At 62.7% G+C, this 26,090-nt stretch carries 32 protein-coding genes; 10 read left to right on the top strand and 22 right to left on the bottom strand.

Annotation, left to right across the window (positions count from 1 at the left end; genetic code table 11):
• Positions 1–42: 42 nt before the first annotated feature.
• The 20 genes from rpsH to HNQ40_RS14345 all read right to left on the bottom strand — a co-directional run bounded on the left by rpsH (position 43) and on the right by HNQ40_RS14345 (position 13,206).
• Complete coding sequence (gene rpsH / locus HNQ40_RS14440; RefSeq protein ID WP_184678537.1) at positions 43–441, bottom strand: 30S ribosomal protein S8; 399 nt, start codon at positions 439–441, stop codon at positions 43–45.
• Positions 442–549: 108 nt separating this feature from the next.
• Entirely contained in the window at positions 550–819 is a 270-nt protein-coding gene (rpsN, locus tag HNQ40_RS14435) for a 30S ribosomal protein S14 (RefSeq protein WP_184678536.1), read from the bottom strand.
• 51 nt (positions 820–870) lie between these two features.
• A complete protein-coding gene (rplE, locus tag HNQ40_RS14430) occupies positions 871–1,443 on the bottom strand; it encodes a 50S ribosomal protein L5 (RefSeq protein ID WP_184678535.1) in 573 nt (190 codons plus the stop codon).
• 58 nt (positions 1,444–1,501) lie between these two features.
• Positions 1,502–1,852: a 50S ribosomal protein L24 gene (rplX, locus tag HNQ40_RS14425; RefSeq protein ID WP_184678534.1), complete on the bottom strand. Its 351-nt coding sequence runs from the start codon at positions 1,850–1,852 to the stop codon at positions 1,502–1,504.
• Positions 1,853–1,881: 29 nt separating this feature from the next.
• Complete coding sequence (rplN, locus tag HNQ40_RS14420) at positions 1,882–2,268, bottom strand: 50S ribosomal protein L14 (protein ID WP_184678533.1); 387 nt, start codon at positions 2,266–2,268, stop codon at positions 1,882–1,884.
• A 70-nt stretch (positions 2,269–2,338) separates the two neighbouring features.
• Positions 2,339–2,683: a 30S ribosomal protein S17 gene (gene rpsQ / locus HNQ40_RS14415; protein ID WP_184678532.1), complete on the bottom strand. Its 345-nt coding sequence runs from the start codon at positions 2,681–2,683 to the stop codon at positions 2,339–2,341.
• A gap of 3 nt (positions 2,684–2,686) precedes the next feature.
• Positions 2,687–2,896 carry a 50S ribosomal protein L29 gene (rpmC, locus tag HNQ40_RS14410; protein WP_184678531.1) on the bottom strand — a complete coding sequence of 70 codons (210 nt, stop codon included), beginning with the start codon at positions 2,894–2,896 and terminating at the stop codon, positions 2,687–2,689.
• A 47-nt stretch (positions 2,897–2,943) separates the two neighbouring features.
• Positions 2,944–3,363 (bottom strand): 50S ribosomal protein L16, encoded by a 420-nt coding sequence (rplP, locus tag HNQ40_RS14405; RefSeq protein WP_184678530.1) that lies wholly within the window; start codon positions 3,361–3,363, stop codon positions 2,944–2,946.
• A 68-nt stretch (positions 3,364–3,431) separates the two neighbouring features.
• On the bottom strand, positions 3,432–4,139 hold the full coding sequence (rpsC, locus tag HNQ40_RS14400; RefSeq protein WP_184678529.1) for a 30S ribosomal protein S3: 708 nt from the start codon (positions 4,137–4,139) through the stop codon (positions 3,432–3,434).
• 80 nt (positions 4,140–4,219) lie between these two features.
• On the bottom strand, positions 4,220–4,549 hold the full coding sequence (gene rplV, locus HNQ40_RS14395; protein WP_184678528.1) for a 50S ribosomal protein L22: 330 nt from the start codon (positions 4,547–4,549) through the stop codon (positions 4,220–4,222).
• 49 nt (positions 4,550–4,598) lie between these two features.
• Complete coding sequence (gene rpsS, locus HNQ40_RS14390) at positions 4,599–4,889, bottom strand: 30S ribosomal protein S19 (RefSeq protein WP_184678527.1); 291 nt, start codon at positions 4,887–4,889, stop codon at positions 4,599–4,601.
• Positions 4,890–4,946: 57 nt separating this feature from the next.
• The gene (rplB, locus tag HNQ40_RS14385; protein ID WP_184678526.1) at positions 4,947–5,804 is read right to left on the bottom strand and encodes a 50S ribosomal protein L2; all 858 of its coding nucleotides are present in this window, start codon (positions 5,802–5,804) and stop codon (positions 4,947–4,949) included.
• Positions 5,805–5,874: 70 nt separating this feature from the next.
• Entirely contained in the window at positions 5,875–6,162 is a 288-nt protein-coding gene (gene rplW, locus HNQ40_RS14380; RefSeq protein WP_184678525.1) for a 50S ribosomal protein L23, read from the bottom strand.
• 4 nt (positions 6,163–6,166) lie between these two features.
• Complete coding sequence (gene rplD, locus HNQ40_RS14375; protein WP_184678524.1) at positions 6,167–6,826, bottom strand: 50S ribosomal protein L4; 660 nt, start codon at positions 6,824–6,826, stop codon at positions 6,167–6,169.
• A 224-nt stretch (positions 6,827–7,050) separates the two neighbouring features.
• Entirely contained in the window at positions 7,051–7,734 is a 684-nt protein-coding gene (gene rplC, locus HNQ40_RS14370; protein WP_184678523.1) for a 50S ribosomal protein L3, read from the bottom strand.
• Between the two features lie 103 nt (positions 7,735–7,837).
• Positions 7,838–8,146, bottom strand: coding sequence for a 30S ribosomal protein S10 (rpsJ, locus tag HNQ40_RS14365; RefSeq protein WP_184678522.1), 309 nt, complete (start codon positions 8,144–8,146; stop codon positions 7,838–7,840).
• 198 nt (positions 8,147–8,344) lie between these two features.
• A complete protein-coding gene (locus tag HNQ40_RS14360) occupies positions 8,345–8,767 on the bottom strand; it encodes a bifunctional nuclease family protein (protein WP_184678521.1) in 423 nt (140 codons plus the stop codon).
• Between the two features lie 62 nt (positions 8,768–8,829).
• The gene (locus HNQ40_RS14355; protein WP_184678520.1) at positions 8,830–10,098 is read right to left on the bottom strand and encodes a transcription antitermination factor NusB; all 1,269 of its coding nucleotides are present in this window, start codon (positions 10,096–10,098) and stop codon (positions 8,830–8,832) included.
• 173 nt (positions 10,099–10,271) lie between these two features.
• Positions 10,272–11,969 carry a response regulator gene (locus HNQ40_RS14350; RefSeq protein WP_184678519.1) on the bottom strand — a complete coding sequence of 566 codons (1,698 nt, stop codon included), beginning with the start codon at positions 11,967–11,969 and terminating at the stop codon, positions 10,272–10,274.
• 214 nt (positions 11,970–12,183) lie between these two features.
• Positions 12,184–13,206: a polyprenyl synthetase family protein gene (locus HNQ40_RS14345; RefSeq protein WP_184678518.1), complete on the bottom strand. Its 1,023-nt coding sequence runs from the start codon at positions 13,204–13,206 to the stop codon at positions 12,184–12,186.
• A gap of 290 nt (positions 13,207–13,496) precedes the next feature.
• Between HNQ40_RS14345 and HNQ40_RS14340 the strand changes: the two genes are divergently transcribed.
• The 9 genes from HNQ40_RS14340 to HNQ40_RS14300 all read left to right on the top strand — a co-directional run bounded on the left by HNQ40_RS14340 (position 13,497) and on the right by HNQ40_RS14300 (position 23,309).
• A complete protein-coding gene (locus HNQ40_RS14340) occupies positions 13,497–14,750 on the top strand; it encodes a serine/threonine protein kinase (RefSeq protein ID WP_184678517.1) in 1,254 nt (417 codons plus the stop codon).
• A 78-nt stretch (positions 14,751–14,828) separates the two neighbouring features.
• Positions 14,829–15,446 carry a thioredoxin family protein gene (locus HNQ40_RS14335; protein ID WP_184678516.1) on the top strand — a complete coding sequence of 206 codons (618 nt, stop codon included), beginning with the start codon at positions 14,829–14,831 and terminating at the stop codon, positions 15,444–15,446.
• Between the two features lie 48 nt (positions 15,447–15,494).
• Positions 15,495–16,547, top strand: coding sequence for a transaldolase family protein (locus HNQ40_RS14330; RefSeq protein WP_184678515.1), 1,053 nt, complete (start codon positions 15,495–15,497; stop codon positions 16,545–16,547).
• 181 nt (positions 16,548–16,728) lie between these two features.
• Positions 16,729–17,847 (top strand): PQQ-binding-like beta-propeller repeat protein, encoded by a 1,119-nt coding sequence (locus tag HNQ40_RS14325; RefSeq protein ID WP_184678514.1) that lies wholly within the window; start codon positions 16,729–16,731, stop codon positions 17,845–17,847.
• A gap of 55 nt (positions 17,848–17,902) precedes the next feature.
• Positions 17,903–18,508, top strand: a complete 606-nt coding sequence (locus tag HNQ40_RS14320) for an IMP cyclohydrolase (protein ID WP_184678513.1) — start codon at positions 17,903–17,905, stop codon at positions 18,506–18,508.
• A gap of 227 nt (positions 18,509–18,735) precedes the next feature.
• Positions 18,736–20,364: a Na/Pi cotransporter family protein gene (locus tag HNQ40_RS14315; RefSeq protein ID WP_184678512.1), complete on the top strand. Its 1,629-nt coding sequence runs from the start codon at positions 18,736–18,738 to the stop codon at positions 20,362–20,364.
• 64 nt (positions 20,365–20,428) lie between these two features.
• Positions 20,429–21,244 (top strand): TPM domain-containing protein, encoded by an 816-nt coding sequence (locus tag HNQ40_RS14310; protein WP_184678511.1) that lies wholly within the window; start codon positions 20,429–20,431, stop codon positions 21,242–21,244.
• Positions 21,245–21,256: 12 nt separating this feature from the next.
• Complete coding sequence (locus tag HNQ40_RS14305) at positions 21,257–21,922, top strand: TPM domain-containing protein (protein WP_221435545.1); 666 nt, start codon at positions 21,257–21,259, stop codon at positions 21,920–21,922.
• Positions 21,923–21,971: 49 nt separating this feature from the next.
• Positions 21,972–23,309, top strand: coding sequence for a sulfatase family protein (locus HNQ40_RS14300; RefSeq protein ID WP_184678509.1), 1,338 nt, complete (start codon positions 21,972–21,974; stop codon positions 23,307–23,309).
• A 32-nt stretch (positions 23,310–23,341) separates the two neighbouring features.
• Here the strand turns inward: HNQ40_RS14300 and HNQ40_RS14295 are convergent, their stop codons facing one another.
• Together HNQ40_RS14295 and HNQ40_RS14290 are read right to left on the bottom strand one after the other, a co-directional pair.
• Positions 23,342–24,409 (bottom strand): NAD-dependent epimerase/dehydratase family protein, encoded by a 1,068-nt coding sequence (locus tag HNQ40_RS14295; protein ID WP_184678508.1) that lies wholly within the window; start codon positions 24,407–24,409, stop codon positions 23,342–23,344.
• A 51-nt stretch (positions 24,410–24,460) separates the two neighbouring features.
• Positions 24,461–25,279: an SDR family oxidoreductase gene (locus HNQ40_RS14290; protein WP_184678507.1), complete on the bottom strand. Its 819-nt coding sequence runs from the start codon at positions 25,277–25,279 to the stop codon at positions 24,461–24,463.
• A 121-nt stretch (positions 25,280–25,400) separates the two neighbouring features.
• On the opposite strand from HNQ40_RS14290, the gene HNQ40_RS14285 reads away from it, so the two are divergent.
• Positions 25,401–26,084, top strand: a complete 684-nt coding sequence (locus HNQ40_RS14285; RefSeq protein WP_184678506.1) for a TetR/AcrR family transcriptional regulator — start codon at positions 25,401–25,403, stop codon at positions 26,082–26,084.
• The last annotated feature ends 6 nt before the right edge of the window (positions 26,085–26,090 follow it).

Raw genomic sequence — 26,090 nt, 5'->3', positions numbered from 1 at the left:
TATGTTTCGCCTTAATGCAAAACGTGGGTTGAATAATTTGGATTACTCGACGGTGCAGATCATCTCGCCGCCGACGTTTTGTTCGCGGCACTGACGGTCGGACAGCACACCCTTGGGGGTGGTGAGGATGCAGACGCCCAGGCCGGCTAGGGGACGGGGCAGGTCGGCGACCTTGGTGTAGACGCGGCAGCCGGGCTTCGACTCGCGCTTCATGGTGTGGAACAGCTTCTCGCCGTTGGGGCCGTAGCGGAGTTCGACACGGAGGATGCCTTGGCGGCCGTCGTCGATGACGGTGTGGCCGTTGACGTAGCCTTCGTGCTGCAGAGCGGCGGCGATGCCCGCACAGACCTTCGAGTTGCGGCAGTCGACGGTGGCGAAGCCGTTGCGCGAGGCGTTGCGGAGGCGGTTGAGCATGTCGGCGATAGGGTCGCTGAGAGCCATACTTGTTCTTCTCGTTCTGAGGGATGCGTCGGTCATTGGCCGACGGCTAAACGTTGGGTCGCCGATTCACATTGATCGGCGGGTGAACCTGGGAGTTTCCTTGCGGACTTACCAGGACGATTTACGCATGCCGGGAACCTTGCCTTCGAGGGCGAGTTCACGCAGCTTGATGCGGGAAAGCTTGAACTTGCGGTAGACGCTGCGGCTGCGGCCGGTCAGGGCACACAGGTTGCGGAGCCGGGTCGGGCTCGCGTCGCGGGGCAGCTGCGCGAGGGCGGCGTAGTTGCCTTCCTTCTTGAGCTGCTTACGCTTCTCGGCGTACTTGGCGACGGTCTTGGCGATCCGTTCGTTGCGGACGATGGTGGATTTTGAGGACATAGTCTTGTCTCATTCGGCCGTGCGTCACGGCGGTTAAAAATCAGGTTCGGTTCAGCCGTTCTTCTTTTCGGGCTTGACGAAGGGGAAGCCGAGCTCGGCCAGAGCCACGCGGCTGATCTCATCGGTGGAGTTCTTGAACACCAGGGTCATGTGCATGCCGAAGGTGTGCTGGGCGTTGGCCATGTCGACTTCGGGGAAGATGCCCTGCTCGGTTAGACCGAACGAGTAGCTGCCACGGCCGTCGAACGACTTGTCCTTGAAGCCGCGGAAGTCCTTGATGCGGGGCATGGCCAGGCTGACCAGGCGATCAAAGAATTCCCACATGCGGGGGCCGCGGAGGGTGACCATCGCACCGTTCTCGTAGCCCGCACGGACCTTGAAGTTCGCCACGGATTTCTTGGCGACGGTCATGATGGGCTTCTGGCCGGTGATCAGGGCCAGGTCCTTGACGACCTGTTCCTTGGCACGGGCGTTGAGCTTGGTGCCCTCGATGAGCTTACCCATACCCACGCTGACGACGATCTTGTCGAGCTTGGGCATCGCCATGGGGTTGGTGATGCCGGACTCGGCCTTGATCTTCTCGGTCACGGGGCCGTTGAATTTTTCTTGCATGCGAGGAGGCATGGTGTGTTCTCTTTCTTGAGAGCGTCGATCAACGATCGACGGCTAAACGGGTGTCTGGTTATTTAGCCTTCTTCAGTTCGGGGCCGATCTGCTCGCCGGTGGTCGCGGCGACGCGGATCTTGCTGCCGTCGTCCTTGGTTTCGTAGCGGACGCGGGTGGCTTTGCCGGCGTTGTCGACGGGGCTGACGTTGGAGATGTGGATGGGCATCTCCAGGCTGACGGTGCCGCCCTGCGGGTTGGCTTGGCTGGGCTTGATGTGCTTCACACGGACGTTGACGCCCTTGACCACGACGCGCTCGGCGCCGGGGTCTTGCTTGTCAGTCAGGACGCGGAGGACTTCGCCGGTACGGCCCTTGTCCTTGCCGGTGCGAACGATCACGTTGTCGCCTTTGCGGATGTGTCTTGGCATGGCTGTTCTTTCGTAAAACCGCTAAGGGCTTACACGACCTCCGTCGCGAGGGAAACGATCTTCATGTAGTTCTGTTCACGCAGCTCACGGGCGACCGCACCGAAGATGCGGGTACCGCGGGGGTTGCCTTCGTCGTCGATGAGGACGATCGCGTTCTTGTCGAAGCGGACGTAGCTGCCGTCCTTACGACGCACGGGGTAGTTCGTGCGGACGACGACACCCTTGACGATCGTGCCGGTCTTCATGTCGCTGCCGGGCAGGGACTTCTTCACCGAGCAGACGACTTTGTCGCCCACGGTCGCGGTCGGCCGGGTGGTCTTGCCACGGGCGGTCGAGGTCCCCAGGACGCGGATCACGTAAGCGATCTTGGCGCCGGAGTTGTCGGCCACATCGACTCTGGATTCAACTTGGATCATGACTTACTTCCTGCCGGTCTTGCCGGGGAGAGCGTCGATCGTCGATCGACGGCTAAACGTTAAGGGTTGCTTACTCAGCCGACTCTTCGGCGGCGGGGGCGAGTTCTTCGATTTCGGGGGCGGGCACGTTGGTGACCGGGGGGAGGGCCGACTCAACGACTTCCACCAGACGCCAGCTCTTGGTCTTGCTCAGCGGACGGCAGCGGGCGATGCGGACGCGGTCGCCTTCTTTACAGTCGTTCTGCTCATCGTGGACCTGGAACTTCTGGGTCTTCTTGATGAACTTGCCGTACTTGGGGTGCTGAACCTTGTAGGCCACGGCCACGGTGCGGGTCTTGTCACGCTTATCACTGGTGACGACGCCGACCTTGGTACCGAGCAGCGGACGATCGTTGGTGGGGGTTTCGGTGGTCATGGCTTAGTTCGACTCCTGGGTCGATGCGATTTCGCGGGTACGTTTTTCGGTGAGCACACGGGCGATGTCACGACGGATGTTGCCCAGCTCCTTGGGGTTCTCGAGCTTCTCGGTCACCGACTGGGTGCGGAGCTCGAAGAGGCGGCTGCGCAGTTGGCCGACGGTTTCGACCAGCTCGGCGTCGCTCATTTTGTGGACTTCGTTGGCTTTCATGGTTCGGTTCCAAGATCGCGGATGGCATCCGCGGCTTTATGCAGGGATCAAAGGTGGTTACGACGCTCCACGAAGCGGCACTTGAACGGCAGCTTGTGAGCCACGCGGACGAACGCCTTCTTGGCGATGTCGCGGGGGACGCCGGCCAGCTCGTACACCACGGTGCCGGGCTTCACGCGGGCCACCCAGTACTCGGGCTCGGCCTTACCCTTACCCATCCGTTGCTCCAGAGGCTTCTTGGAGATCGGCTTGTCGGGGAAGACGCGGACAAACAGCTTGCCTTCACGGGCGACGTACTGACGAGCGGCGATACGGCCGGCCTCGATCTGACGGGCGGTCAGCCAGCCACCTTCGGTGACTTGCAGGGCGTAGTCGCCGAACGAGACCTTGTTGCCACGCTGGGCGTTGCCCTTGAGGGTGCCGCGTTGCTGCTTGCGGAATTTGACGCGTTTGGGAAGAAGAGGCATCGGGTTGCTCCGTTGGGAGCGTCGATCAATGATCGACGACTAAACAATTCGGTTCGTTTCAGTTTCGATTAACGGCGGCCACGGGCACGGGGACGGGCACCGGCGGCTTTGGATTCGATTTCGCCTTCGGCGACTTCGTGGTACATGCCCTTGTAGATCCACACCTTGACACCGATGATGCCGTAGGTGGTGTTCGACTCGGCGAAGCCGTAGTCGATCTCAGCCTGAAGGGTCTGCAGCGGAATCGCACCCATGCGGATGTCTTCGCTGCGGCTCATTTCGTGGCCACCCAGGCGGCCCGAGAGCATGATCTTCACACCCTTGGCACCGGCGGTCATCGCGGCTTCGGCCTTCATCTTCATGACGCGGCGGAAGCTGGCCCGCTTGGCGAGCTGCTCGGCGATCGACTCGGCGACGAGCTTCGAGTCGGCGTCGGGGTTGCTGACTTCGATGCAGTTGATCGACACGTTACGGCCGGTCAGGTGCTGCAGGTCGCCGGTGAGGCGGTCGATCTCGGCGCCCTTGGGGCCGATGACCAAGCCGGGGCGAGCGGTCTTGATGATGATCTTCAGCTCTTCGCGGGTGCGCTCGATGTGGATGTCGGACACGGCCGCGAACGGGGGCTTACGGTTGAGTTGCTTGTCGAGGTAGTTGCGGATGCGCTGGTCCTCGATGAGCAGTTCGCCGTAGAAGGCCTTGGTCGGTGCGTACCAGCGGCTGCGGTGAGCTTCGGTGATGCCGACGCGGAAGCCGAAGGGGTGTACTTTTTGTCCCATGGTGGGTCTCTTTCGTTTCGGGAGCGTCGATCTGCGATCGACGGCTAAACGGGATCAGGTTCTTTTACGTCCGGGTCGGTTTACGCTTCGTCGACGCTCACGGTGATGTGGCTGGTGCGCTTCAGGATGGGGTGAGCGCGGCCACGGTCTTTGGGTTGGAACCGCTTGATGGTCGGGCCGGCATCGACGCGGGCTTCGCTGACCTTGAGGCTGCGGGTGTTGGCCTCGGCCTGGTCGGCGTTGTTGTACGCGGCGACCAGAGCGTTCTTGACCAGGACGGCGGCACGGAGCTTGGAGAGCTCGAGGGTGGTCAGGGCGTCGGCGTAGCTCTTGCCGCGGATCTGATCGACGACAAGTCGAACTTTCTGCGGGCTGATGCGGGCCATGCGGTGGACGTTGGTGTAAGGCATTGCTTGTTCTCGTGGCTAAGCCGCAAGCGGCAAGTGGTTTCCAGTGTGATTAACGACCCATGGCGGCCCGTTGGGCCTTGGTGCCGGTGGTGTGCGAACGGAACATACGGGTCAGGCTGAACTCGCCGAGCTTGTGGCCGACCATGTCTTCGGTGACGAACACGTTCAGGTGAGCCTTGCCGTTGTGGACCAGGAAGGTGTGGCCAACGAACTCGGGCACGATGGTGCAGTTGCGGGCCCAGGTCTTGATGGGCTCTTTGCGGTCCATCTGGTTCAGCTTCTCGACCTTGCGGTAGAGCTTGAAGTCGACGTAGGGACCTTTTTTGAGGCTGCGTGGCATGGTGGTGTTCCGTAGAAGGCGTTTGGCTCAACGTCCAAACACCGGGTTTGCTTCCGATTACTTGAGTTTCAGTTGACCGTAACGCTTCGAGACACGGCGGCGGATGATCCGCTTGTTCGAGGCCTTGCCGTTCTTGCGGGTGCGGCCGCCCTTCGCGAGGGTGCCGGACCGCTGAGCGGGGGGACGGTTACCCGACGATTTATTGTCACCACCGCCCATGGGGTGTTCGTGGTGGTTCTTGGCCATACCACGGGTGTGGGGACGCTTGCCGAGGTGGCGGGACTTACCGGCCTTACCCAGGCTGGTCTTGTTGTGGTCGGTGTTGCCAACCTGGCCGAGGGTGGCCCGGCATTCGACCGACACCTGACGAACTTCGCCCGAGGGGAAGACGAGGGTGGCCCATTGGCCTTCGCGGTTGGTCAGGCGAGCGTAGGTGCCCGCCGAGCGGCAGAGCTGAGCGCCCTTGCCGGGGACCAGCTCGATGCAGTGCACGTTCAGACCGGTGGGGATCTTGCCCAGCGGCATGCTGTTGCCCACGACCGGCTCAGCCTTCTCGGCCGAGGAGACGACGGTCATGCCGTCGGTCAGGCCGATGGGAGCGATGATATAACGCTTTTCACCGTCGGCGTACTCGAGCAGAGCGATGTTGGACGAGCGGTTGGGGTCGTATTCGATGCCGACCACGGTCGCCTGTATGTCGTCCTTCTTGCGAGCGAAGTCGATCCGACGGTAACGCTGCTTGTTGCCACCGCCGCGCGATTGGACGGTGATCTTGCCCTGGTTGTTGCGACCGCCGAACTTACGCTTCTTGGAGAGGAGCGTCTTCTCGGGCTTGGTCTTGGTCACCTCGGAGTAGAGGTTGACCGAAGCGTCGCGCCGGCTGGGCGTAGTCGGTTTGTAGTTGCGAATGGCCATGGTAAGTGCCCTTTAGCCCTGGGCTTTGCCCGGGGACGTCCCTGGGCAGAGCCCAGGGCTAACGGATTAATTAGAACAGTTCGATGCGGTCTTCTTCGTGCAGCTGCACGGTGGCCTTCTTCCAGTCCGAGCTCTTGGCCGGGCCGAAGCGGGTGCGGAAGTACTTGCCCTTGCGGATCTGGGTCGAGACGCGCTCGACGCGGACGCCGTAGAGCTTCTCGATGGCCGCTTTGATCTGGGGCTTGCGGGCCTTCATCGCCACTTCAAACGAGTAGCGGTTGCGGTCGCCGGATTCCCAGGTGGTCTTCTCGGTGATGAGCGGCTTCTTCACGATGTCGGTGGCTTCAATGTATGCCATGGGATTACGCAGCCTCCACGGTGTGAGCCTTGACACCCTGGGTCACCTTGGTGACGTACGCTTCGAAAGCGTCCTTGTGGGCGACAAGGTAGCGGTGGTTGAGCAGGTCGAACGCGTTGAGGCGGTCGATCTGAGTGGTGTCGATGTTGTCGAGGTTCTTCGCGGACTTGGCTTCGGCGGAAGTCACATCGGCGAGGGCGACCAGGCAGGTGCGGTCGATTTTGAGGGCGGAGAGGAGCGAGGCGAATTGCTTGGTGCTGGGCTTTTCAAACTTGCCCGCGTCGTCGATCAGCTTGATTTCGCCGTCGACGGCCTTGGCCAAGAGAGCGTTGCGGTTGGCCAGGCGACGCATCTTGGTCGGCATGCCTTGACGCCACGAGTGGCCGACCTTGGCGTGGGCGTTACCACCGCCGCGGAGGATGTTGGCCTTCTTGTCGCCACGACGAGCGTTGCCGGTGCCTTTTTGCTTGTAGAGCTTCTTGCCCGAGCCGTTGACCATGCTGCGCGACTTGGTGGTCGCGTTGACCGAGCGGCGGTTGGCGTGGAAGCGGACAAAGGCCTGCTTGAGCAACGCAGGACGCACCTCGCCTCCGAGCAAGCTCGGATCGATGGTGTACGTGCCGGTTTGGTCGCCCGACGTGTTGTAGATGGGGATTTCGATCATTTTCGTTACCTACGGGTTGCGGTGTTGCAACTGCGTGCTTTTCGCCCTCGGTGAAGAAGCCGCCCCGCCGCGGCATCCGCCGTGGTCGGTTTGAGCTCCTGGAGAACTCGGTGAGGCCCAGTTGTCTTGGCAAGACAGTTTCGATTCGGAGGACTGAGGCTTGAGCAGTGAGGGTTGAGCAACAAACTCAAACCTCGGCCCTTATGCCTCACACCTCACCCGACTTATCCTGCCGCAGCAGCGAGCTTGGCTTTACCTTTGTAAAGCCGCTTGGCCTCCCGAATGAAGATCAAACCCTGCTTCGGACCCGGGACCGGGCCCTTCACCAGCAGGAGATTCTTTTCTTTATCAACGCCGACCACTTTCAACGAGCGGACGGTAACTTGCTCGGCACCCATGTGGCCCGCCATGCGGATGCCCTTCTTGGGCTTACCGGTACCGAGGTTCGACGAACGGCCGCCGATCGAACCGGGCGAGCGGTGCTTACGCTCAACGCCGTGGCTGGCTTCCTGACCGGCGAAGCCGTGACGCTTCATGCCGCCCTGAAAACCCTTGCCCTTGCTGGTGCCGGTGACGTCGACAAACACGGTCGACTCAAACGACTCCACGTTGATTTCCTGACCGGCTTCGTATTCAGCGACTTCCGACTCGTCCAGGCGGACTTCCTTGTGGAAACGCTTGGGAGCCAGACCGGCCTTGGCGTCGTGACCGATGACCTGGAAGGTCGAGTTACGAGCCTTGACGTCTTCGAACGCCATTTGAATGGCGTCGTAGCCGTCGGTCTCTTGCGTCTTGACTTGGCTGACGAAACACGGGCCCGCTTCGATGACGGTGACGGGCACGTTGGCGCCTTCGCCGTCGTAGAGGCGGGTCATTCCGATTTTGCGGCCGAGGATTGCTTTCGGCATGGTTCTGATCTCCGGGGAGGGCTTTTCAGCCGGTCTTGCTTTGGGGCAGAGGACCGAGTCCCTGTTTGAGCAAATTGAGTTCTAAAACGATTCGTTACTTCAACTACGCCTTGATCTTGACGAACACACCGGCGGGGACCACCAAGCGGTTCAGAGCTTCGACCGTACGGGCGTTGGGCTCTTTGATGTCGATGATCCGCTTGTGCGTGCGGATCTCGAACTGCTCACGCGACTTCTTGTCGATGTGCGGCGAGCGGAGCACGGTGTAGCGCTCGATGCGGGTGGGCAGCGGCACGGGGCCCGCGACCTTGGCGTTGGTACGCTTGGCGTGATCGACGATCTCCTTGGCGGAGGCGTCGAGCGCCTGGTGGTCGTAAGCTTCCATTCGGATTCGGATCTGTCCTGCAGCCATGCTTGTCGTTTGCCCTGAGCAAGTAGCGGTACGGATACCTCTGGTCGGCACGAGCCGATTGAGGCGAGCCGCACAGTGTACAGACCCTCAGCCCTCTGTCAAACCGGACGTGAACAAAAAATTCATCCCCCGAGCCCGTTTTGGGGAAAACTCCAACCCTCCCCCGACCGCGGCCCCAAACCGCCCCGCCGCATCCGGTTACGGCGTCCGGCAAACCTCGTCCAGAACCGCCTCGGCGACGTAAATCGGCACGGAATTGGCCACGCCCAGTGCAATCGCGTCCGACGGCCGAGAATCGACCTCCCGCACGTCGTTTTCATCGGAAATCGAACGCAAGTGCAGCTTGGCAAAGAACGTGTGATCCGAGAGATCGCTGATCTCCACCCGCTCCAGCTCGTAACCCAGTTCTTCCACCACACTGGCGAGCAGCTCGTGGGTCTGCGGCCGGGGCGGGACTTGGCCCATCAGACGGCGTTCGATGGCCGCCGCCTCGTTGAAACCGATGAGTATGGGGAACTTGCGCGGCTCGCCGGAGGCGGGCTCGACTTCGCGGAGCTCGAGGTAGTGGGTGTCCTCGGTCTCGCTGATCAGGATGCGGGCGAGTTCCATCTGAATCTGCATCGAACGTCCCTTTGAATCTCGGCCGAAAAGCACAGCACACGGGCGAAGAGGCCTGATTAGACTCAGGACGGTGTGTGGCCGACCACCGCATGATAGCTGCCGTCATGGCCATCCGACCCCCCCTGGATGCTGGATTCTGGCAAAATCGTGGATTCCTTATCCAGCGAAAGCCCCGGGGCCTGGTCGACGATCCAGCGGGCCTGCTGGTCGTTTTCTTCCGCTTCGATCGAGCAGGTGCAATACAGCAGCCGTCCGCCGGGGGCGAGGTGGCCCAGGGCCCGGGTGACGATCTCTCGCTGCAACTGCACCAGCGATTTCAGATTCGCCTCGGTCGCCCGGTAGCGGGCCCCGGGGCGGCGGGCCAGCACCCCCGTGTTCGAGCACGGCACGTCCAGCACGATCAAATCGAACAGATGCCCGGGCTTGGGCTCGGCCACCGAGACGCCCTCGACTTGCTCCAAGTCCGCCCGGCGATCGTCGTCCGGGTCGTGTGCGGTGATCGCCGCCTCGGGATAAACCTGCTGAAGCTGACGCGTCTTGGTCCCCCGGCCTGCACACAGGTCCAAGATCGTGCGCGGCTGGAAATCAAGCCCATTCAACGCCGCGACCGACGCCAGCGACGCGGGGTCCTGCACGCGACGGCTCGAATCTTCCGCCAGCCAGTCGACCAACTCGGCGTGCGAACCGCCCCACCGCTGCGACGCCTCGTTCTCAACGACAAACGTCGGCGGGTTCTGCAGGCTATTCAGGGCGATGGCCGTCGCACGCTCGCGGCCGTGCTGCTTGAACCAGCGTTGGAGCAACGGCATCGGATGGCTTGTCGCCACGACGAGGTGCGCGAGCAAGTTGTCCGCTTTGGGCAGCAGTTTCCCCTTGAGCTTGATCGTGGTGCCGTCCGCCGCGGGCAAGCCATCGGGCGCCGCGGCCCACGGCTCGTCGCTCGGCCCCACCACCGAATCGCTGATCTTGCGCAGCACCGCGTTGACCACACCCGACGTCCGCTTGACCTCGAACACATGCGTCAGCCGCACGCTCTCGTCGATCACGGCATACGCCGGCAGGCGATCCATCAACACGAGCTGCGCCGCCCCGCCCAGCAGGATCGCCACGGTCTCCGCGGGCATCTTCCGCATGGGCTGCTTGAGGTGGCGTTTGAGCAGATGTTCGAGCGTGAGCCAACGCTGGATCGTCGTGCGGTGGATCGCCGTGGCCAACCGCGCATCCGCAGGCGACAGCCCTTCGAGGTCCGGCTCAACGAGCGGCAGATCGGGAAACCGCTCAACCGCGGGGATCAAAGCTTGGATGGCGGCAGAACGTGCGGTACGAGACATGGGCACACGATAGCGTCAGAGCGTTGCGAATACTGAAATCAATACGCACAACAAAACAGCCGGGGGCTAACAGCCCCCGGGGCCGCAGCTCAAACTCGCGCTTAGGTGTAGACCGTAGCCGCGGCACCGGGACCTGTTAGGTCCCGGCTATTCGGTCCGTTTGCTCAGTTGAATCATTCCACCGTTGCGGCGTCTTGCGTCGCCGGGTCGAGTGCTTTGCGCACCTCTTCGAGGAACTGGTCGACCTTGAACGGCTTAAAGAGCACGGTCGAAAGCCCTTCCTGCGACGCACGCACGATCGAGTGGTGCGGGTCGTAGCCGAAGCCGGTCATGAGGACGACGGGCATGCCTTCGCGGGCGCGTTGGGCCGAGGCGTAGATCTCGTAGCCGTTGCGGTACGGCATCTTGATGTCGGAGATCACCAGGTCGAACGGGTCCTGGTCAAGCAGGCTGCACGCCTCGTAGCCGTCTTTCGCGGTGGTGCAGACGCAGCCGAACTTGGAGAGAACTTCCTTGACGGTCTTGCGGATGTTGGGCTCGTCGTCGGCGATGAGGATGCGCTTGCCGTGGAGCAGCGGATCGGTCTGGGTTTCTTCGACCTTGTCGCAGCCGATGACCGCGGCGGGGCCGGCCTTGACGTTCTTGATCGAGTCGCGGATCGATTCGACGCCGGAGAGCACCTTGTTGAGGCGGGCACGCATGGCGTCGTCGCCGATGTACTCTTCCATCAGGTTCTGCGACTCGGTCACGATCTGATCGAGCGGGCCCTCGATCTCGTGGATGACGCTGTCGGTGATGGTGTTGCTGGTGGTGAAGCGTTCGACGACCAACAGGTCGAGGATGTTCAGCGCCATCGCGACGTATCGGCCGAAGATCTCGACGAACTGGCGGTCGTCTTCGTTGAAGGTGCCGATCTCTTCGGACTCGACGTTGTACACGCCGATGACTTCGTCGAAGAGCATGAGCGGCACGGTCAGCGAGCTCTTGGAGTGCTGCAGGCCCAGGACGTAACGCGGGTCTTTCTCGACGTCGTGGCAGATGTACGACCGGCCGGTCGCGCCGACGTAGCCGGAGATGCCGTTGCCTTCGGGCTGGGCGTAGAGGTCGATTTCGAGCGCTTCGGGCGGCAGCCCTTCAGCGATGACGACTTCGAGCTTGTTGGTCCGCTTGTCGAGCAGGCGGATCGCGAAGTGGTCGAAGTGCATCAGGTCCTTGGAGTACTTGATGATCTTTTCTTGCAGCAGTTTCAGCCGTTCGGCGGGCGTCTTGCTGGCGACGGCTTCGCCTTGGATGCGGGCGAGTTCCCGGCCCGAGGCATCGATCGCGTCGATCTTGCTCTGCAGACGCTTGCCGCTGCTGGCGTCCCACACGACCGCGACCACCTGCTCGACCTCGCCACGGTCGTTGATGACCGGCGAGCAGATCATCTCGTAGTAGTTCTCTTTGTCCTGGAAGGTGAACTTCTTGGAGCGGCGCTGCGAGGTTTCGCCGGCCGCGCTCACCTGGGACTTAAAGATCTGCAGGGCTTGCCGGCAGATGCGCTTGGTGTGTTCGGTGGTCTCGGGGGTGAAGCCCCGCATGGTCTTGTTAGACCAGCTCATCCGGCCGTCGGCGTCGACGATGCACACGCCCTCGCCGATGGTGTTCAGGATCACGCTGGACTTGTCGCCGACCAGACCGCGCTCGAGCGGCAGGAAGTCCCCCGCCTCGGCAAACACCGCGTGGTACTCGTCGGCTCGAAGCGCCGCGAGTGCCTCATCGATCGACTCGGTCGCGGTGACATCGAAGTGCTCGGACAGCATCTGCGTCACCGGCACGTTAGCCGAGACGTCGCTACCGAAGATCAGGACTCGTTTTCTGGAATCGCTCATGGCTCGAGATCCACCCCCGGCCTCGATTCAGGGTAATTCAGCCATATTTGCCGCACGTCGCGGCGGTACTACAGGTATCGACCGAAGCCGAGCACCTATGGAGAATATGATAGGAGGTTTCGTATTACAAAAAATGAAACAGTTGCCAAATTTTTATCGGCTCAAACGATATACGGCGAATACCCCAGTGTTCCAGATTCTGTTCCAAAAAACCCTAGAAACGCCGCGAAATCACCGCGTCGGCCATCCCTACCAACAGCTGCCTCGCGTCTGAAGGCGGCAGCTGCATCTCGATCGAACTCTTCGCATCGCCGACCAAACGCTCGGCCCACTGCCTGGCGTAATCCAGCCCTTCGCCTTCGCGGATTGCTTCACGCAGACGGGCCACCGCATCGTCGTCCACACCCCGCTTCAGGTCAGCCACGAGTGCTTCCCGCTCCGAAGCCCCCACCGAAGCGAGGTGGTGGATCAACGGCAGAGTCAGTTTGCCCTTGGCCAGGTCCCGCCCGAGGGTCTTGCCGACTTCCTCGGGGTTGCCGGTGAGGTCCAGCACATCGTCGATGATCTGGAACGCCACGCCGAGCTTCTGCCCGAATTCGAAGAGGGTCTGCCCCACCGCGGCGCCGCTGTCGACCTGGCCGGTCTCCAGCACGACGGGCATCTGGCAGCACACCCCACACAAACTCGCGGTCTTGCGGCGGATGATCTCGAAATAGGTGCGCTCGCCGAGCTCCCAGTCCTCGCGGTGGTGCAGCTGCAGCAGCTCGCCCTCGCACACGGTGTTGGTCGCCGCGGCGATGGCCCGCGAGGCGGCGGGAAGCGGGATCGCGCTGCACAGGTGATAGGCGTGGCTGATGAGGTAGTCGCCGAGCATCACCGCGGCCTCGTTGCCGCGCAGGTGGTTGATCGTCGCCCCGCGGCGACGCATCTCGGCCTCGTCGAGGATGTCGTCGTGCACCAGCGTGGCCATGTGGACCATCTCGGCGACGGTGGCGACGGTGGTCACCCAGTCCTGAAACTGCTCGTCCTCGTCCCGCTCGGGGTAGGCGGCCATGGCCGAGACCAGAACCAGCGTCGGCCGGAGCATCTTGCCGCGGTAGCGCTCGACATGTTCGGCGAGCGTGTTCACGTTCGGCAAGTCGCTGAGCAGCTCGGCCCGGAACCGGGATTCGACCTGGGCCAGTCGCTGCGTCAGGGTGGCGTGGATCTCGCCGTCGTTGGGGGACAGTAAAAGCATGTCTCTGTAGCTTAGGCGTTTCCTCGGCTTTGTGACACCAATGGGCATAACCCCGAGTCAAGTCGCCTCGGACAACGCTCGATAGAAACAGAGTGATCGGACCGGACCGAGGCGATCGGTTATCGGAAGGTTCTCGGCGTTGCGTCGCCGCGAAGCAACGGGTCCGCGCGTCTCGGCGGTGTTTTTAGGTGCCGAGACGACATAATGCGGTTACACTTCGCGTGGAGGCGCAACTTCCGCGCTGCGTCTGACCTGTTCGTTTTCTCACTCGCCCTCGGATTTCTTCCACCGTGGAACAGACCCAAAGCAACCTGGACTCGACCGTCGGCCGCCTGGTCGTCGAAAAAGGCTTGGCGGCCCAGCAGGACGTCAACCGCCTGCTCGAGCGGGTGAAGCAAGGGTCGTCGATCGGCGGGGCATCGGGCGATTCGAAACAAGGCAGCCTGGCGAGCATGCTCATCGCCGAGGGGCTGGTCACGCAGAAGCAACTGGATCGTCTCAAGCCCGAGCTCGAGGAGCGGCGGGCCGGGGCCCAGATCCCGGGGTATCAGATCATCCGTCAGCTCGGGGCCGGGGCGATGGCCCGGGTGTTCCTGGCCAAGCAGATCTCGCTGGACCGCATGGTCGCGATCAAGGTGCTGCCCCAGAAATTCACCAACAACCCCGACTTCGTCGCCCGGTTCTACGCCGAAGGCAAAGCCGCGGCCAAGCTGAACCACCCCAACATCGTCCAGGCGTTCGACGTCGGCAAGAGCGGCGATTACCACTACTTCGTGATGGAATTCGTGGACGGCCGCACCGTCTACGACGACATCACCGAACAGGGTGTCTACTCCGAAGAAGACGCGGTCCGCATCGGCATCGAGTGTGCCAAGGCGCTGGACCACGCCCACAAGCAGGGCTTCATCCACCGGGACGTGAAGCCCAAGAACATCATGATGGCCAACGCCGACAACGGCTCGAAGCTGGCCGACATGGGCCTGGCCCGTGCGGTGTCGGATGTCGAGGCCGCCGAGGCCGAGGCCGGCAAAGCCTACGGCACGCCGTACTACATCAGCCCCGAGCAGATCCGCGGCGAGGTTGACGTCGACGCCCGCGCCGACATCTACTCGCTGGGCGCCACGATGTACCACATGGTCACCGGCCAGGTGCCCTTCGACGGGGCCAACCCCTCGACGGTCATGCACAAGCACCTCAAGAACGCGCTGGTGCCCCCGGATCACCTCAACAAGTCGCTGTCCAGCGGCATCTCCGAAGTCATCGAAGTCTGCATGGCCAAGGACCGGAGCAAGCGTTACGCCTCGGCCGCGGACATGCTCGAAGACCTGCAATCCATCCAGCGGGGCGAAGCCCCCATGCAGGCCCGCAAGGTCTTCGATGTCGGAGCGTTGGCGACCCTCGCTTCCACCGAAGAAGAGCAGGTCAACGCCATCCCTGAGGAAGACCCCCTAACCGCCCTGCCTGAGTTCTGGCTGGCCCTCTCGGGTTGGGTTGTAGCGGTCATGATGTTTATCGCGTTGCTCCTGGCCAACGCCATGCTCTAATCGCGGTTTTTCTGCTTGGCTTCCGGCGAATCCCGTCTTTTTCGGGAACATTCTGCCTGCGCCGGACGTTGTTGATCCATGCAGGCAACGTCTGAAACAAACCCGCCCTCGAACCGCCGATCGCCGGCCCGGGTTGCGTCCCGGTGGGCCCTGGTGGTGCTGATCGGGTTGGGCTCGGCGTTGATCATCGATCTGGGTCGGCAGGCGCTGATTTCCGAGAAGGTCCAGTGGGCCACGCTCACCCCTGCCGAGACGCCCTCCCGCCACATCGACCCGGTGTCGTCGGCCTACGCTTCCGCCGCGCGGGAATTCCCGGACAACCGGCCTCGGCTCATCCGCTTCACCGCCGACTGGTGCCCGCCCTGCAATTCGATGAGTAAGCGGGTGTTCTCCAAGGACGACGTCGCGGACGCCATCCACGACCGCTTTGACGCCTACAGCGTGGACCTCACCTCCCCCGGCGTCGATGAAAACGTGATCGCCGACCGTTACCGGATCGCCTACCTGCCGACACTCTTGATCACCGACGCAAACGGCCAAGAACTCGCCCGGCTCGACCGGGATGTCGATGCCCAGGATTTCCTTGAATGGCTCGACCGGGGCTGGGATCAGTGGGAGCAGATCGAATCCGGCGCACAGCCGGCCGATGACACCTCAGGGGGATTACCCATTTCTCACATGGAATCGATAAACTGACGACTCGGCCAGCTTTTTCGATTATCCCCCCGCTCAAGGATCACCCCCATGCCCACCGGCCTCCGTTCGCTCATCGACTCCGGCACCCGCGTTTGGCTCGACTCCGTCGACCCCGAAGAAGTCATCAAAAACAAGACCGCCGGCGTCACGGGTTGCACCTCGAACCCCAGCATCATCGCGGACCTCGTGCAGTCGGGACGATTCGACGACAAGATCAACGAGTTCATCGAGCAGGGCCTGGACGACGAAGCCCTCACCTGGGCCATGACCGACCATCTCGTCGTCGAAGCCCAGAAGGAGTACACCGGCGTGTGGGCGGACACCCAGGGCAACGACGGCTGGATCAGCTTCGAGCTCGACCCTCTGCTCGAAGACACCGCCAACCCGCTGTCGGTCGAAGAACGCTCGGCCAAATACGTCGAGCTCGGCAAGAAGTGGAACGAAGGCCACCAGAACCGCATGATCAAGGTCCCCGCGACCGAAGCGGGCCTCGGTGCACTCGAAGAGCTCGCCGCCGCCGGCATCACGCTCAACGTCACCCTGATCTTCAGCGAACGCCAGTACCTCGCCGCCCGTGATGCGGTGTGGAAGGGCCGGCAGCGCTACGGCAAGCTCGACGAGTTTAAGAGCGTGTACTCCATCTTCGTCTCCCGCGTCGATGTCTACACCGAGAAAGAACTCCCCGGACTCAGCGCGGACCTGCAGGGCCAAGTCGGCATCCTCAACGCCAAGCTCATCGGGCTCAAGAACCACGAGTTCTGGGCCGACAAGGGTCTCAAGCTCGATCAGGAGATGATCTTCGCCTCCACCGGCACCAAGAAGCCCGAGCTGCCCAAGGACTTCTACGTCGACGCACTGGCCGGCTCGGACATCCAGACCAACCCCCCCGCCACCAACGCCGCGCTCGACGAGATCGGCCGGGTTTACGAACCCACCTCTCGCACCCTGCCCGACCAAGCGATCCTCGACGAGTTCGCCACGATTGACATCCAGAAGATGGAAGACCAGCTGATGGCTGAGGGCACCGCGAAATTCGCCGACCCCCACAAGGCGCTCATCCAAACCATCGCCGACAAGCGCAGCGCGCTGGCCGGCGCCTGAGCGTCCTCGGCCAAACTCTGTCGATACCCCATGGGCCACGCCTGCCACCAGGCGTGGCCTTTTTTCTCGCCTCGGGGTCATCCGGCTCCCGGGGAATCCCCCCCGATGCGACACAACGCTTGACCCAGCCCCGGCGCTGCTTGATACTTGCTCTCCCCGCCCCCTCTCGGAGTGACTGCGAATGAACGTTAGCCGGTGTTTAGTTTTGTTGGCCGCCCTCGTGATGGTGGGTTGTTCCACCGCGAAGAAATCCGAAACCAGCGGCTTGGTACCACCCGGGGCCGAGTTCCGTACCGGGCTGCCCTTTGAACCCGGCTACGCCCACCAGTTCGGCTATTCCCACCGCTGGGCACGCTCGCTGGAGTTGTCCAAGAAGCAATCCATCTACGCGGTCCGGACGATCGGCGACCTGATTGTCACCGTCGAACGCCCCAGCAGCTTCATCACCGCCCTCAATGCGGACGACGGCTCGCTCGCTTGGAAAGCGGTGATCGGCGAACCCCTGGAAACGTTCTACGCCGCGTTTGGCAACGACGACTATATCTTCGTCAACTCCAGCCGCCGCCTGTTCAAGCTCTTCCGCAGCAACGGCCAGATCGCGCAGGTTTACGACCTGCCCCTGCCGGTCACGATGTCCCCGCTGCTCGTGGATGACATCGCGGTCTTCGGCTCGATCAACGGTAACGTCTACGGCTACGACGTCGTCGACAGCTACCGCAAGTGGATGTACGGCCTTGATGGCCGCATCATGTCCACGCCGTTGAGTGATGGCGAATCGGTCTTCGTGTCCGACTCCAATGGCTCTTACGCCATGCTCGTCGCCAAGACCGGTGACCTGCGTTGGCGCGGCGCCACCTACGGCCAGCTGTCTTCAGAACCCATCCGTCACGCGTTGGACGTGGTCATCGCCAGCGACGACCAATCCCTCTATAGCCTCCGCGCCAACACCGGCGAATACCGTTGGCCCGTCTACCGCTCCGAAGTCCCCCTAAGCCAGACACCCGCCGCGTTCGGCGATGTGATCTACGTGGTTGAGCCGGGCATCGGGCTGACCGCGATCAACGCCCGGACCGGCAAGCCGCTGTGGAAGTCGGAAGCGTCGATGCAGCCCATCGCCGAAGTGGGTGGCAAGGTCGTCGCTTACGCCGACCAAACCCTCAGCAAGATCAACCCGGAAACCGGTGACGTCATCCAGACCGTGCCCACCCGCGAGATCGAAATCTTCGAGCCCGGCCCCGGACAAAGCCTGCTCATGGTCACCCCCAGCGGCGAGATCATGCGGATCGACCCCCGGCCCTGAGTCTTAAGTCTCCACCCTCTCGGCAGGTTGAGCCGAGCAACAACCATTTATACCCATGGACCAAGCGATCCCCATCAAGACCGCCCTGCTCTCGGTCTCCGATAAGACCGACCTCATCCCCTTCGCCCGCCGACTCAACGAGCTGGGCGTGAAGCTGATCTCCACCGGCGGCACCAAGAAAGCCCTGGCCGAGGCCGACCTGCCCGTCACCGGCATCGAAGAAGTCACCGGCTTCCCCGAGATGATGGACGGCCGCGTCAAGACCCTGCACCCCAAGGTCCACGGCGGCCTCCTGGCCCTCCGCGACAAGCCCGACCACGCCGCCTCGCTCGAAGAACACGACATCACCCCGATCGACCTGGTCGTGGTGAACCTCTACCCTTTCGAGCGTACCGTCGCCGACCCCGAGGTCAGCACGCCCGAAGCGATTGAGCAGATCGACATCGGCGGCCCGTCCATGGTGCGCTCGGCCGCGAAGAACCACCGCTACGTGACCATCGTCACCGACCCCAAGCAGTACGACACCGTCACCAATGCCCTGAAGGCCAACGACGGCGCGACCACCCTGGCCCTGCGTCAACACCTCGCCGCCGCCGCCTTCACCCGCACCGCGGAATACGACACCGCGATCTCCACTTGGCTCACCACCCGGTTCAAGTGATCCGATCGGCGTGACGTCGGTGCCCCTCTGAGGCATCGCGGCCGCAAAAAACCCAAAATATCTGTCCCGAATAACGCCACCCGACCGTGGCGCTTTTTCAATGCAATGGCGTGGGACGCAGAGCCGATGAACGCTCAAATACTCTCATAAAACTTACAATTCCCTAATCTTTTGTTAGGATGGCCTCTTGCGCTCATACATGGATGAGGGCGCCAGAGAGTCGAGATATGGTTTTACTGCTGAATATCGCGGGGGGTGTGGCGCTGATTCTGTTCGGTGTCCGGTTCCTGCGGAAGGGGCTTGACCGCCTGCTCGGCGATCGGCTGGGCCCGGTGATGCAACGGTTCGCGAGGTCTCGCATCAAGGCGTTTCTCGCAGGCATCGGCGTGGCGGTGATCGCCCCGTCTTCGACCACCATGTCCGTCCTCGCGGTTCAGACGGTGCGCGACGGGCACCTGCCCCCGCGCAGAGTTTTGGCCGTGATCCTGGGGGCCGACATCGGACTCACGATGATGGTCCTGCTCATCGCGTTGCGCTTGGATCAATACGCCGCGGGATTCGTGGCCATCGGCGTTGCGTTGTTTCAGTTCACTCGGTCGAGCCGGAGCCGGGGCATCGGGCAGGTCGTCCTCAGCCTTGGTTTTATCTTCCTGGGCATCATGACCATCTCCTCGGCCGCGTCCTCGGTCCAGCCCGACGGGGACCTGCTCGAATTGCTGACGCTCGCCGCGCGTTACCCCTTCCTGCTCGCCGCGATCGCGGCGGTCCTGGCGATCGCGTTGCAATCCTCAACCGCATCGATCGGCCTGGCGATGGGCTTGGCGGCGGCGGACCTGGGCGAGCTCAACCCGATGTCGTTTGCCGTGCCCGTGGTCATCGGGGCCAACGTCGGGGTTGGCGTCACCCTGCTCATCATCGCGGGCTCGCAACCCGCGGCGCGTCGGCTGGCGTTGGGCAACCTGATCTGCAAACTCACAACCGCGGTGATGCTCCTGGCGTTGTCGGCCTGGGTGATCCGTTTCGTGGATGGGCTGCCGTTGAACCTGGACCGCAAGATCGCGGTGTCGCATAGCGGGTTCAACCTCGTCATGGCCGCCTGCTTCCTGCCGCTGGTCAACCCGGTGTACTACCTGGTGAATCGAATCGCCCCCGATCCCCCCGAAGCCCAGCAACGGGAGTTCGGCCCACGGTTCCTGAACAACCGACACATCGACGGATTGGCGATCGCCACCGGCCAGTCCCGCCAAGAGATCATGCGTGTCTCGGCCATGGTCCGCGGGATGCTCGACGACCTGTGGCAGGCCCTGCAGAAGCGCGACCCCGAACTCGCTCAGTCGGTTCAAGAACGCGACGACCAGGTCGATCTGCTGGACCGCGAGATCAAGCGTTACCTCGCTCGCATCGCCGGGGAAGACGCCGACGCCGATACGTCCGCCGAGGTCATGGCCCAGCTGCGCTACACCAACGAATTGGAAACCATCGGCGACATCATCGACCGCAACCTCGCCGAGCTGGTCGTGAAGCGCGCGGAGACAGACATCTGGTTCTCCGACGACGGCTGGGCCGAGCTGGACAGTTTTTACAAGAAGGTCGCGGAGAACCTGCTCATCGCCGAAACCGCCTTCGCCACCCGCGATCAGATCCTTGCCCAACGCCTCCTGCGTCACAAGCAGGCGCTGGGCGAAGAAGAGCGACAGCTCCGCGACAGCCACTTCACCCGGCTGCGTCAGGGCCAGACCCAGTCTCACGAGTCGAGCTCCGTCCACCTCGACATCCTCACGCACCTGCGTCGAATCAACAGCTGCGTGACCCACGTCGCCTACGCGATCGTGCAGAGCCAGGCCGAGCCGGCCTAAACCCTGTTCGCTGCAGCCAACCTAAAGCGGAGTCTTCACCGCCCCACTGCCGATAAAGCTCTCGATGCAGCGACTCGTCTCCATCTTGCTGCTCCTGTTCGCCGTGGGAGCCACCGCCTCGCCGCTCACGATCGCCCGACCCGACGACCGCGAGTTCGTCCGCGACACCGTCGGCGTCCTCTCGCCGGGCGAAGTCCGCCAGCTCCACCAGCGCTGCGAAACCCTGCTCAACGACACCAGCGTCCCGATGTTCGTGCTCACGATCGACGCCATGAGCAATCACGGCGGCAAGGGCATGACCATCGAAACCTTCGCCCGCACCCTCTTCGAAGAGATCGGCGACGCCCACCCGCTCAACCAGGACCACGACTGGCGCAACGGCATCCTCCTCGTGATAGCTCTGGACGACCGCGCCGCCCGGATCGAGCTCGGACGCACCTGGGCCGGCAGCAAGGACACCGCGTCGCGTCGGATCATGGACCAGCACCTCTTGCCCGCGTTCCGGGCCGGGGACTACGCGGCGGGGATTGTGGCCGGGGTCAACGCGTTAGACAAGATGGCCCGGGGCGAAGCGGTGCCCGCCCGGCCGGTGTCACGCAGCACGTACATCTGGTGGGCGGGGTTTGCGGGGCTGGCGATCTTTACGGTGGTGTCATTGTTCAGGCGAGGCAGCTCCGGCTGGGCCTGGCTGTTCTGGGGCACGGTGCTGGTGTTCATCGGCTTCGTGCTATTTCGATTACGCCAGAGGCCGGACGGCCGTTGGACTGCGTCGGGTTGGTCTTCCTCCGACCGAGGTGGGTGGAGCAGTGGCGGCGGGGGTTCGTTCGGCGGAGGCGGCGGATCTTTCGGTGGCGGGGGCGGCGCGAGCGGGAGCTGGTAAGTCATGTCACGGATGCAACGCCATTTCGACGAACAGGACGTCCAACGCGTCAACACCGCGATCGGCGAGGTCGAGGAAATCACCTCGGCCGAGATCGTGTGTGTCGCGGCCGCATCCTCGGGCCGATACGACCGGGCCGAGGACATCTTCGGCCTGCTCCTGGGCATGATCGCCGCGGGGCTTGTCTGGATTTTCCTGCCCGACGCGGTCCCCGGCGGCGACACCTGGGCGGGCTACACCCCCACGACCAAGATCGCCTTCATGGCACTCGCCGTGCTCGGCGGTTTCGTCCTCGGCACCGTGTGGGCCTCGCACGCCTGGCCCCTGCGTCGCCCGTTCGTCCCCAAGTCCGAGCAGCGTGAGAACGTCAGCCACGCCGCCAGCGCCGCGTTCTTCGATCAATCCCTACACCACACCCGCGCAGGCACGGGGCTGCTGATCTACCTCTCGATGGACGAACGCCGTGCGGTCATCCTCGCCGACGAAGCCGTGCTCGAAGCGCTATCGCAAACCACCCTCGACACCCTCTGCCGCGACCTCACCAAACTGCTCGCCGAGACCGACGCCGCCGAAGCCCTGTGCCAAACCATCCGCCGCGCGGGGCAGCACCTCGAGGCACTGCCCCGAGACGAAGACGACACCAACGAACACCCCAACACGCTGGTGTTGATCGACTGAGCAATAGTCGAAAGCCATGGGCGACGAACTTTTCGGTGAAGATAGCGTGATGGCCACCCCCAACGTCTTAATCCTGATGACCGATCAACAGTCCGCCGAGGCCATGAGCTTCGTGCTCGGCCGTGAGCATCTGCACACTCCAAATATGGACGCGCTGGCCGCAAGCGGGGTGGTGTTTGACCGGGCCTACACGCCCAACCCCCTGTGCGCTCCCGCACGTGCCTCGCTCTTCACGGGGCGCTACCCGCACGAGATCGGGCTGCAGACCAACTCGGTCCCCCAAGAACCCAATCGCTTCCGTTGCCTCGGCACCTACTTCCGCGACGCGGGTTTCGACACCGCGTATTTCGGCAAGTGGCACCTTCAATTCCCCTATGCCGACACTTCCTTGCACGGATTTCAAGCTGTCTCCGACACGTTGCCCGCCAACGGCATCGACCTGATCACGCCACAACTCGCCGCGTCTTTCATCCGTGCCAAACGCGAAACCCCTTTCTTCCTGGTCGCTTCGTTCAACAACCCCCACAACATCTGTGAGTGGGCGCGAGGCGACCGCGAACTGCCCGACGGTGATGTCGGCACGCCGCCTCCGTTACACCAGTGCCCTCCCCTGCGCTCCAATCTCGCCGAGACGCAAAGCGAAGCCACTGCCGTCAGCCTCGCCAAGCAAGCCTATCAAGCCAACCCCATGTTTCCGGTCGGTGATTATGGCGAAGCCCAATGGCGAGAACTCGTCTGGGCCTACTACCGCATGATCGAACTCGTCGATCAACGCATCGGCGAAGTCCTCACCGCGCTACACGACTCCGGTGAATACGACAACACCATCATCTTGCTCCTCAGCGATCACGGCGAATGCCGAGGCGCCCACGGGTGGAACCAGAAAACCGTGTTTTACGAAGAATCCACCCGCGTGCCCTATATCCTCAACGCCCCCGGATTGTCGCCGGGTCGATCCAACGCCCTGGTCAACTTCGGCGTGGATACGTTGCCCACTTTGGGTGAACTCACCGGGGTTGAGCTGCCTCAAGGCCTACCTGGCATGAGCCTCGTAAACGCCGCACACGGGACTGCCACCGAAACGGCGGAGTACTTGGTTTGCGAGAACAAGGCGGTCCAAGGCGCAGACATCTTCGACCAGCCCTTCGCACCGGACGGACGCATGGTCCGTACCGCGAGGTACAAATACTGCCTCTACAGCGTCGGGCCGCGGTATGAATCCTTGTTCGACCTCGAGCAAGACCCCGGCGAGATGCAAAACCTGGCCGAAGATGGTGATTACGGTGGCGTTCTCGCTGAACACCGAAAACACCTCTCGCACTTTGCCCAACGCTACGGCGATGACACCGCCGAGCAGATGCTGGCGTCTTGCGGCGATCGCAGCTGATCTCATCGACCTGCTGGTTTCCGCGACTCAACTCATGCTGCGGGCTTCAATTCGCCAGCATCCACCTGCTGCTGAAAGGCATCACGCAAGGTGTCTTCGAGGTCGCGATACGTCATACCCAGATCGCGTTGGCTCTTGCTGTTGTCGCCGATCCACTTTACGTCGACGTTGCGGCTGATCATGGTCCGGGTCATACGTTTGTCGACGAACGGCACGACAAGCCACGCCAGCCACTTCGGCACCGCGCGTTTCGGGAACGGATACCCCTCGCCGAACGCCTTGCGGAGGACCTGTGCGATCTCGAAGAAATCGGTGTTGTGGCCCAAGGCGATGTACCGCCCGTTGGCCCCGGGGTGGAACGCCACCCGCATGTGCATCTCCGCGACGTCGCGGACATCGACCACGCCCATCCCGAGGCGGAGCGTGCCGCTCTTCATGGTGCCGTCGCCGTTCTGCCGGATGAACTCCATCGACTCGCCACCGGCGTGCGGGTTGATTGCCGGCCCGTGCACGAAGGACGGGTTCACCGTACCGAGCGTCCACTGCGACTGGGCCTCGGCGATCTTCCAGGCTTCCTTTTCCGCGACCGTTTTGGAATACAGGTAGGGGTTGTAGTCCAGCGACGACGTCGTGTTCCACTGCTCTTCGGTGAATTTGCCGTCGGGTGTTTTCTTCACGTCGATGTTGTCGCCCATAATCGCGGCGACGCTGCTGGTCACCACGACGCGTTTCACGCTGGGCGTTTGGTTCGCCTGCTCCAGCACGTTGCGAGTACCAAGGAGCGCGGGATCGACCAGGTCTTTCTGCGGGTCATCCACGCTGATCGCGAACGGCGAGGCGGTGTGGAATACCACCGAGCAGCCATCCATCGCCTCGGCGTAGGAGCCCGGGGTGGTGAGTTCGCCGCGGAAGTACTTGATGCTGCCGGGCAATTCTTCCGCCAGCGCATCGAGGTAGCGGAGCTTGTCGATCTTCTGCGGGTCACGCACCGCGGCGTGGACCGTGAAGCCTTCTTCGAGCAGGCGTTTCACCACCCAGCCCGCGACGTAGCCGGTCGCGCCGGTGACCAGAGCCGTTTTGTTTTCGGGGTATTGCAACATGATTCATCTCCTGAGTGGTCCCACCATCGGCAGGGTTATTTCGATCACGGTTTAGGCAGGCAAGCCCATCATTTCCTTGATCCGCGCGAAAAACGCCGCGTCGTCAACGCCCTCACGCAGAGCCATAAATTCCTCAGCACCCCCGGCGGCGAGATAACGCATCCGCGGCGTGCCGTCGGTGATGGCGTTGTAAATCACCTCCGCGCAGTCCGACGACGGCGAAGCGGTGTCCATGATCGGCTCGAAATTCGAGAGCATCTTCTGCACGATCGGCTGGTACTCTTCGATCGATTCGTCGTGATAAAAATCGAACGAACGATCGATGAAGTCCGTCGCGATGGCGCCCGGCTCGATGATCTTGACCTTGATGCCCAGCGGTTCGAGTTCGTAGTGCAAGGATTCGGACAAGCCCTCCACCGCGAACTTTGTGCCGTGGTACAACGCGCCGAGGGGGAAGGTGACCTGGCCGCCGACCGACGAGACGTTGGCGATGACGCCCGACTTGTTCGCCCGCATGCGCGGGAGCACCGCTTGGGTCACCGCGATGAGCCCGAGGACGTTGGTGTCCCACTGGCGTCGGATGTTTTCCATGGGGAAGGTTTCCAGCGGGCCGTACGCGCCGTAGCCCGCGTTGTTGAGTAGCGCATCGATCCGGCCAAACTTTTCAATGCCCGCGGCCACGGCGGCGTCGATCGAGGCTTGATCCAACACGTCCAGCCGGGTCACCAACACGTTGTCGAGTTCGGTGAGCTCGGTTTCGTTCTCGGGTTTACGCATCGTGGCGATGACGTTCCACCCTTGCTGCTGGAAGTAGATCGCGGTGGCTTTGCCGATGCCGCTGGAGGAGCCGGTGATCATGATCGTGTTCATGGGGTTCTCGCTTTCGGGTTGGGGTGAATTGACGGGCTTAGCCGACCGATTATTTACCACTGGTAGGATAATAATATTCCACTGGTAACATGTCAACCCACAAGGTATGATTTTCTGAGAAATGACCGAATCCGACCCCACCTGGCAGCGAGCCCGCAGCGACGAACAGCGGGCCCAGCGACGCGAAGCGATCCTCGACGCTGCGGCGCAACTCCTTGATGAAGGCGGTGTTGAGAACGCCGGCCTCAACGCGATCGCGCGTCAGGCCGGGCTGTCCAAGCCGACGCTGTACCTGTATTTCGAGAGCCGGGAGGCCGTGCTGCTAGAGCTCGTGCTGCGTGACTACGACCGATGGGTTGAGCCCACCGCCAAAGAGATAGGGGCCCTGTCGCCGTCCGACGCGGACGCCGCTTGCCTGGAGATCGCGGACCGTCTCGCGGCCACACTGACCGCCCAGCCCCGCCTCGCTCAGCTGCTACACAGCCTGGCGTCCGTGCTCGAACGCAACGTCTCGACCGAGACCATCATCACGTTCAAGCTGACCATCCACGAAGCGACCGCCCCGCTGCTCCAAGCGATGGCGGACAAACTCGGTATTCCGACCGAAGCCGCGATGGCGATCTATTGGCAATGGGGCATCGCCGTCGCGGGCGCCTGGCCGCACGGCCACCCCAGCCACCCCGTCGCGGAAGCTTTGAAAGACCCGCGACTCGCCCACATGGGCATCGAGTTCCAAACCATGATCCGCGACATGGCGATCGCGTTGCTACGCAACGGCGTGCGCGAAAACTCCGCCGATACTTAGGCGTTC

It is taken from the genome of Algisphaera agarilytica, assembly GCF_014207595.1.
In the GTDB taxonomy this organism is placed as follows: Bacteria; Planctomycetota; Phycisphaerae; order Phycisphaerales; family Phycisphaeraceae; genus Algisphaera; species Algisphaera agarilytica.
This window is presented reverse-complemented; position numbering and strand designations above follow the sequence as displayed.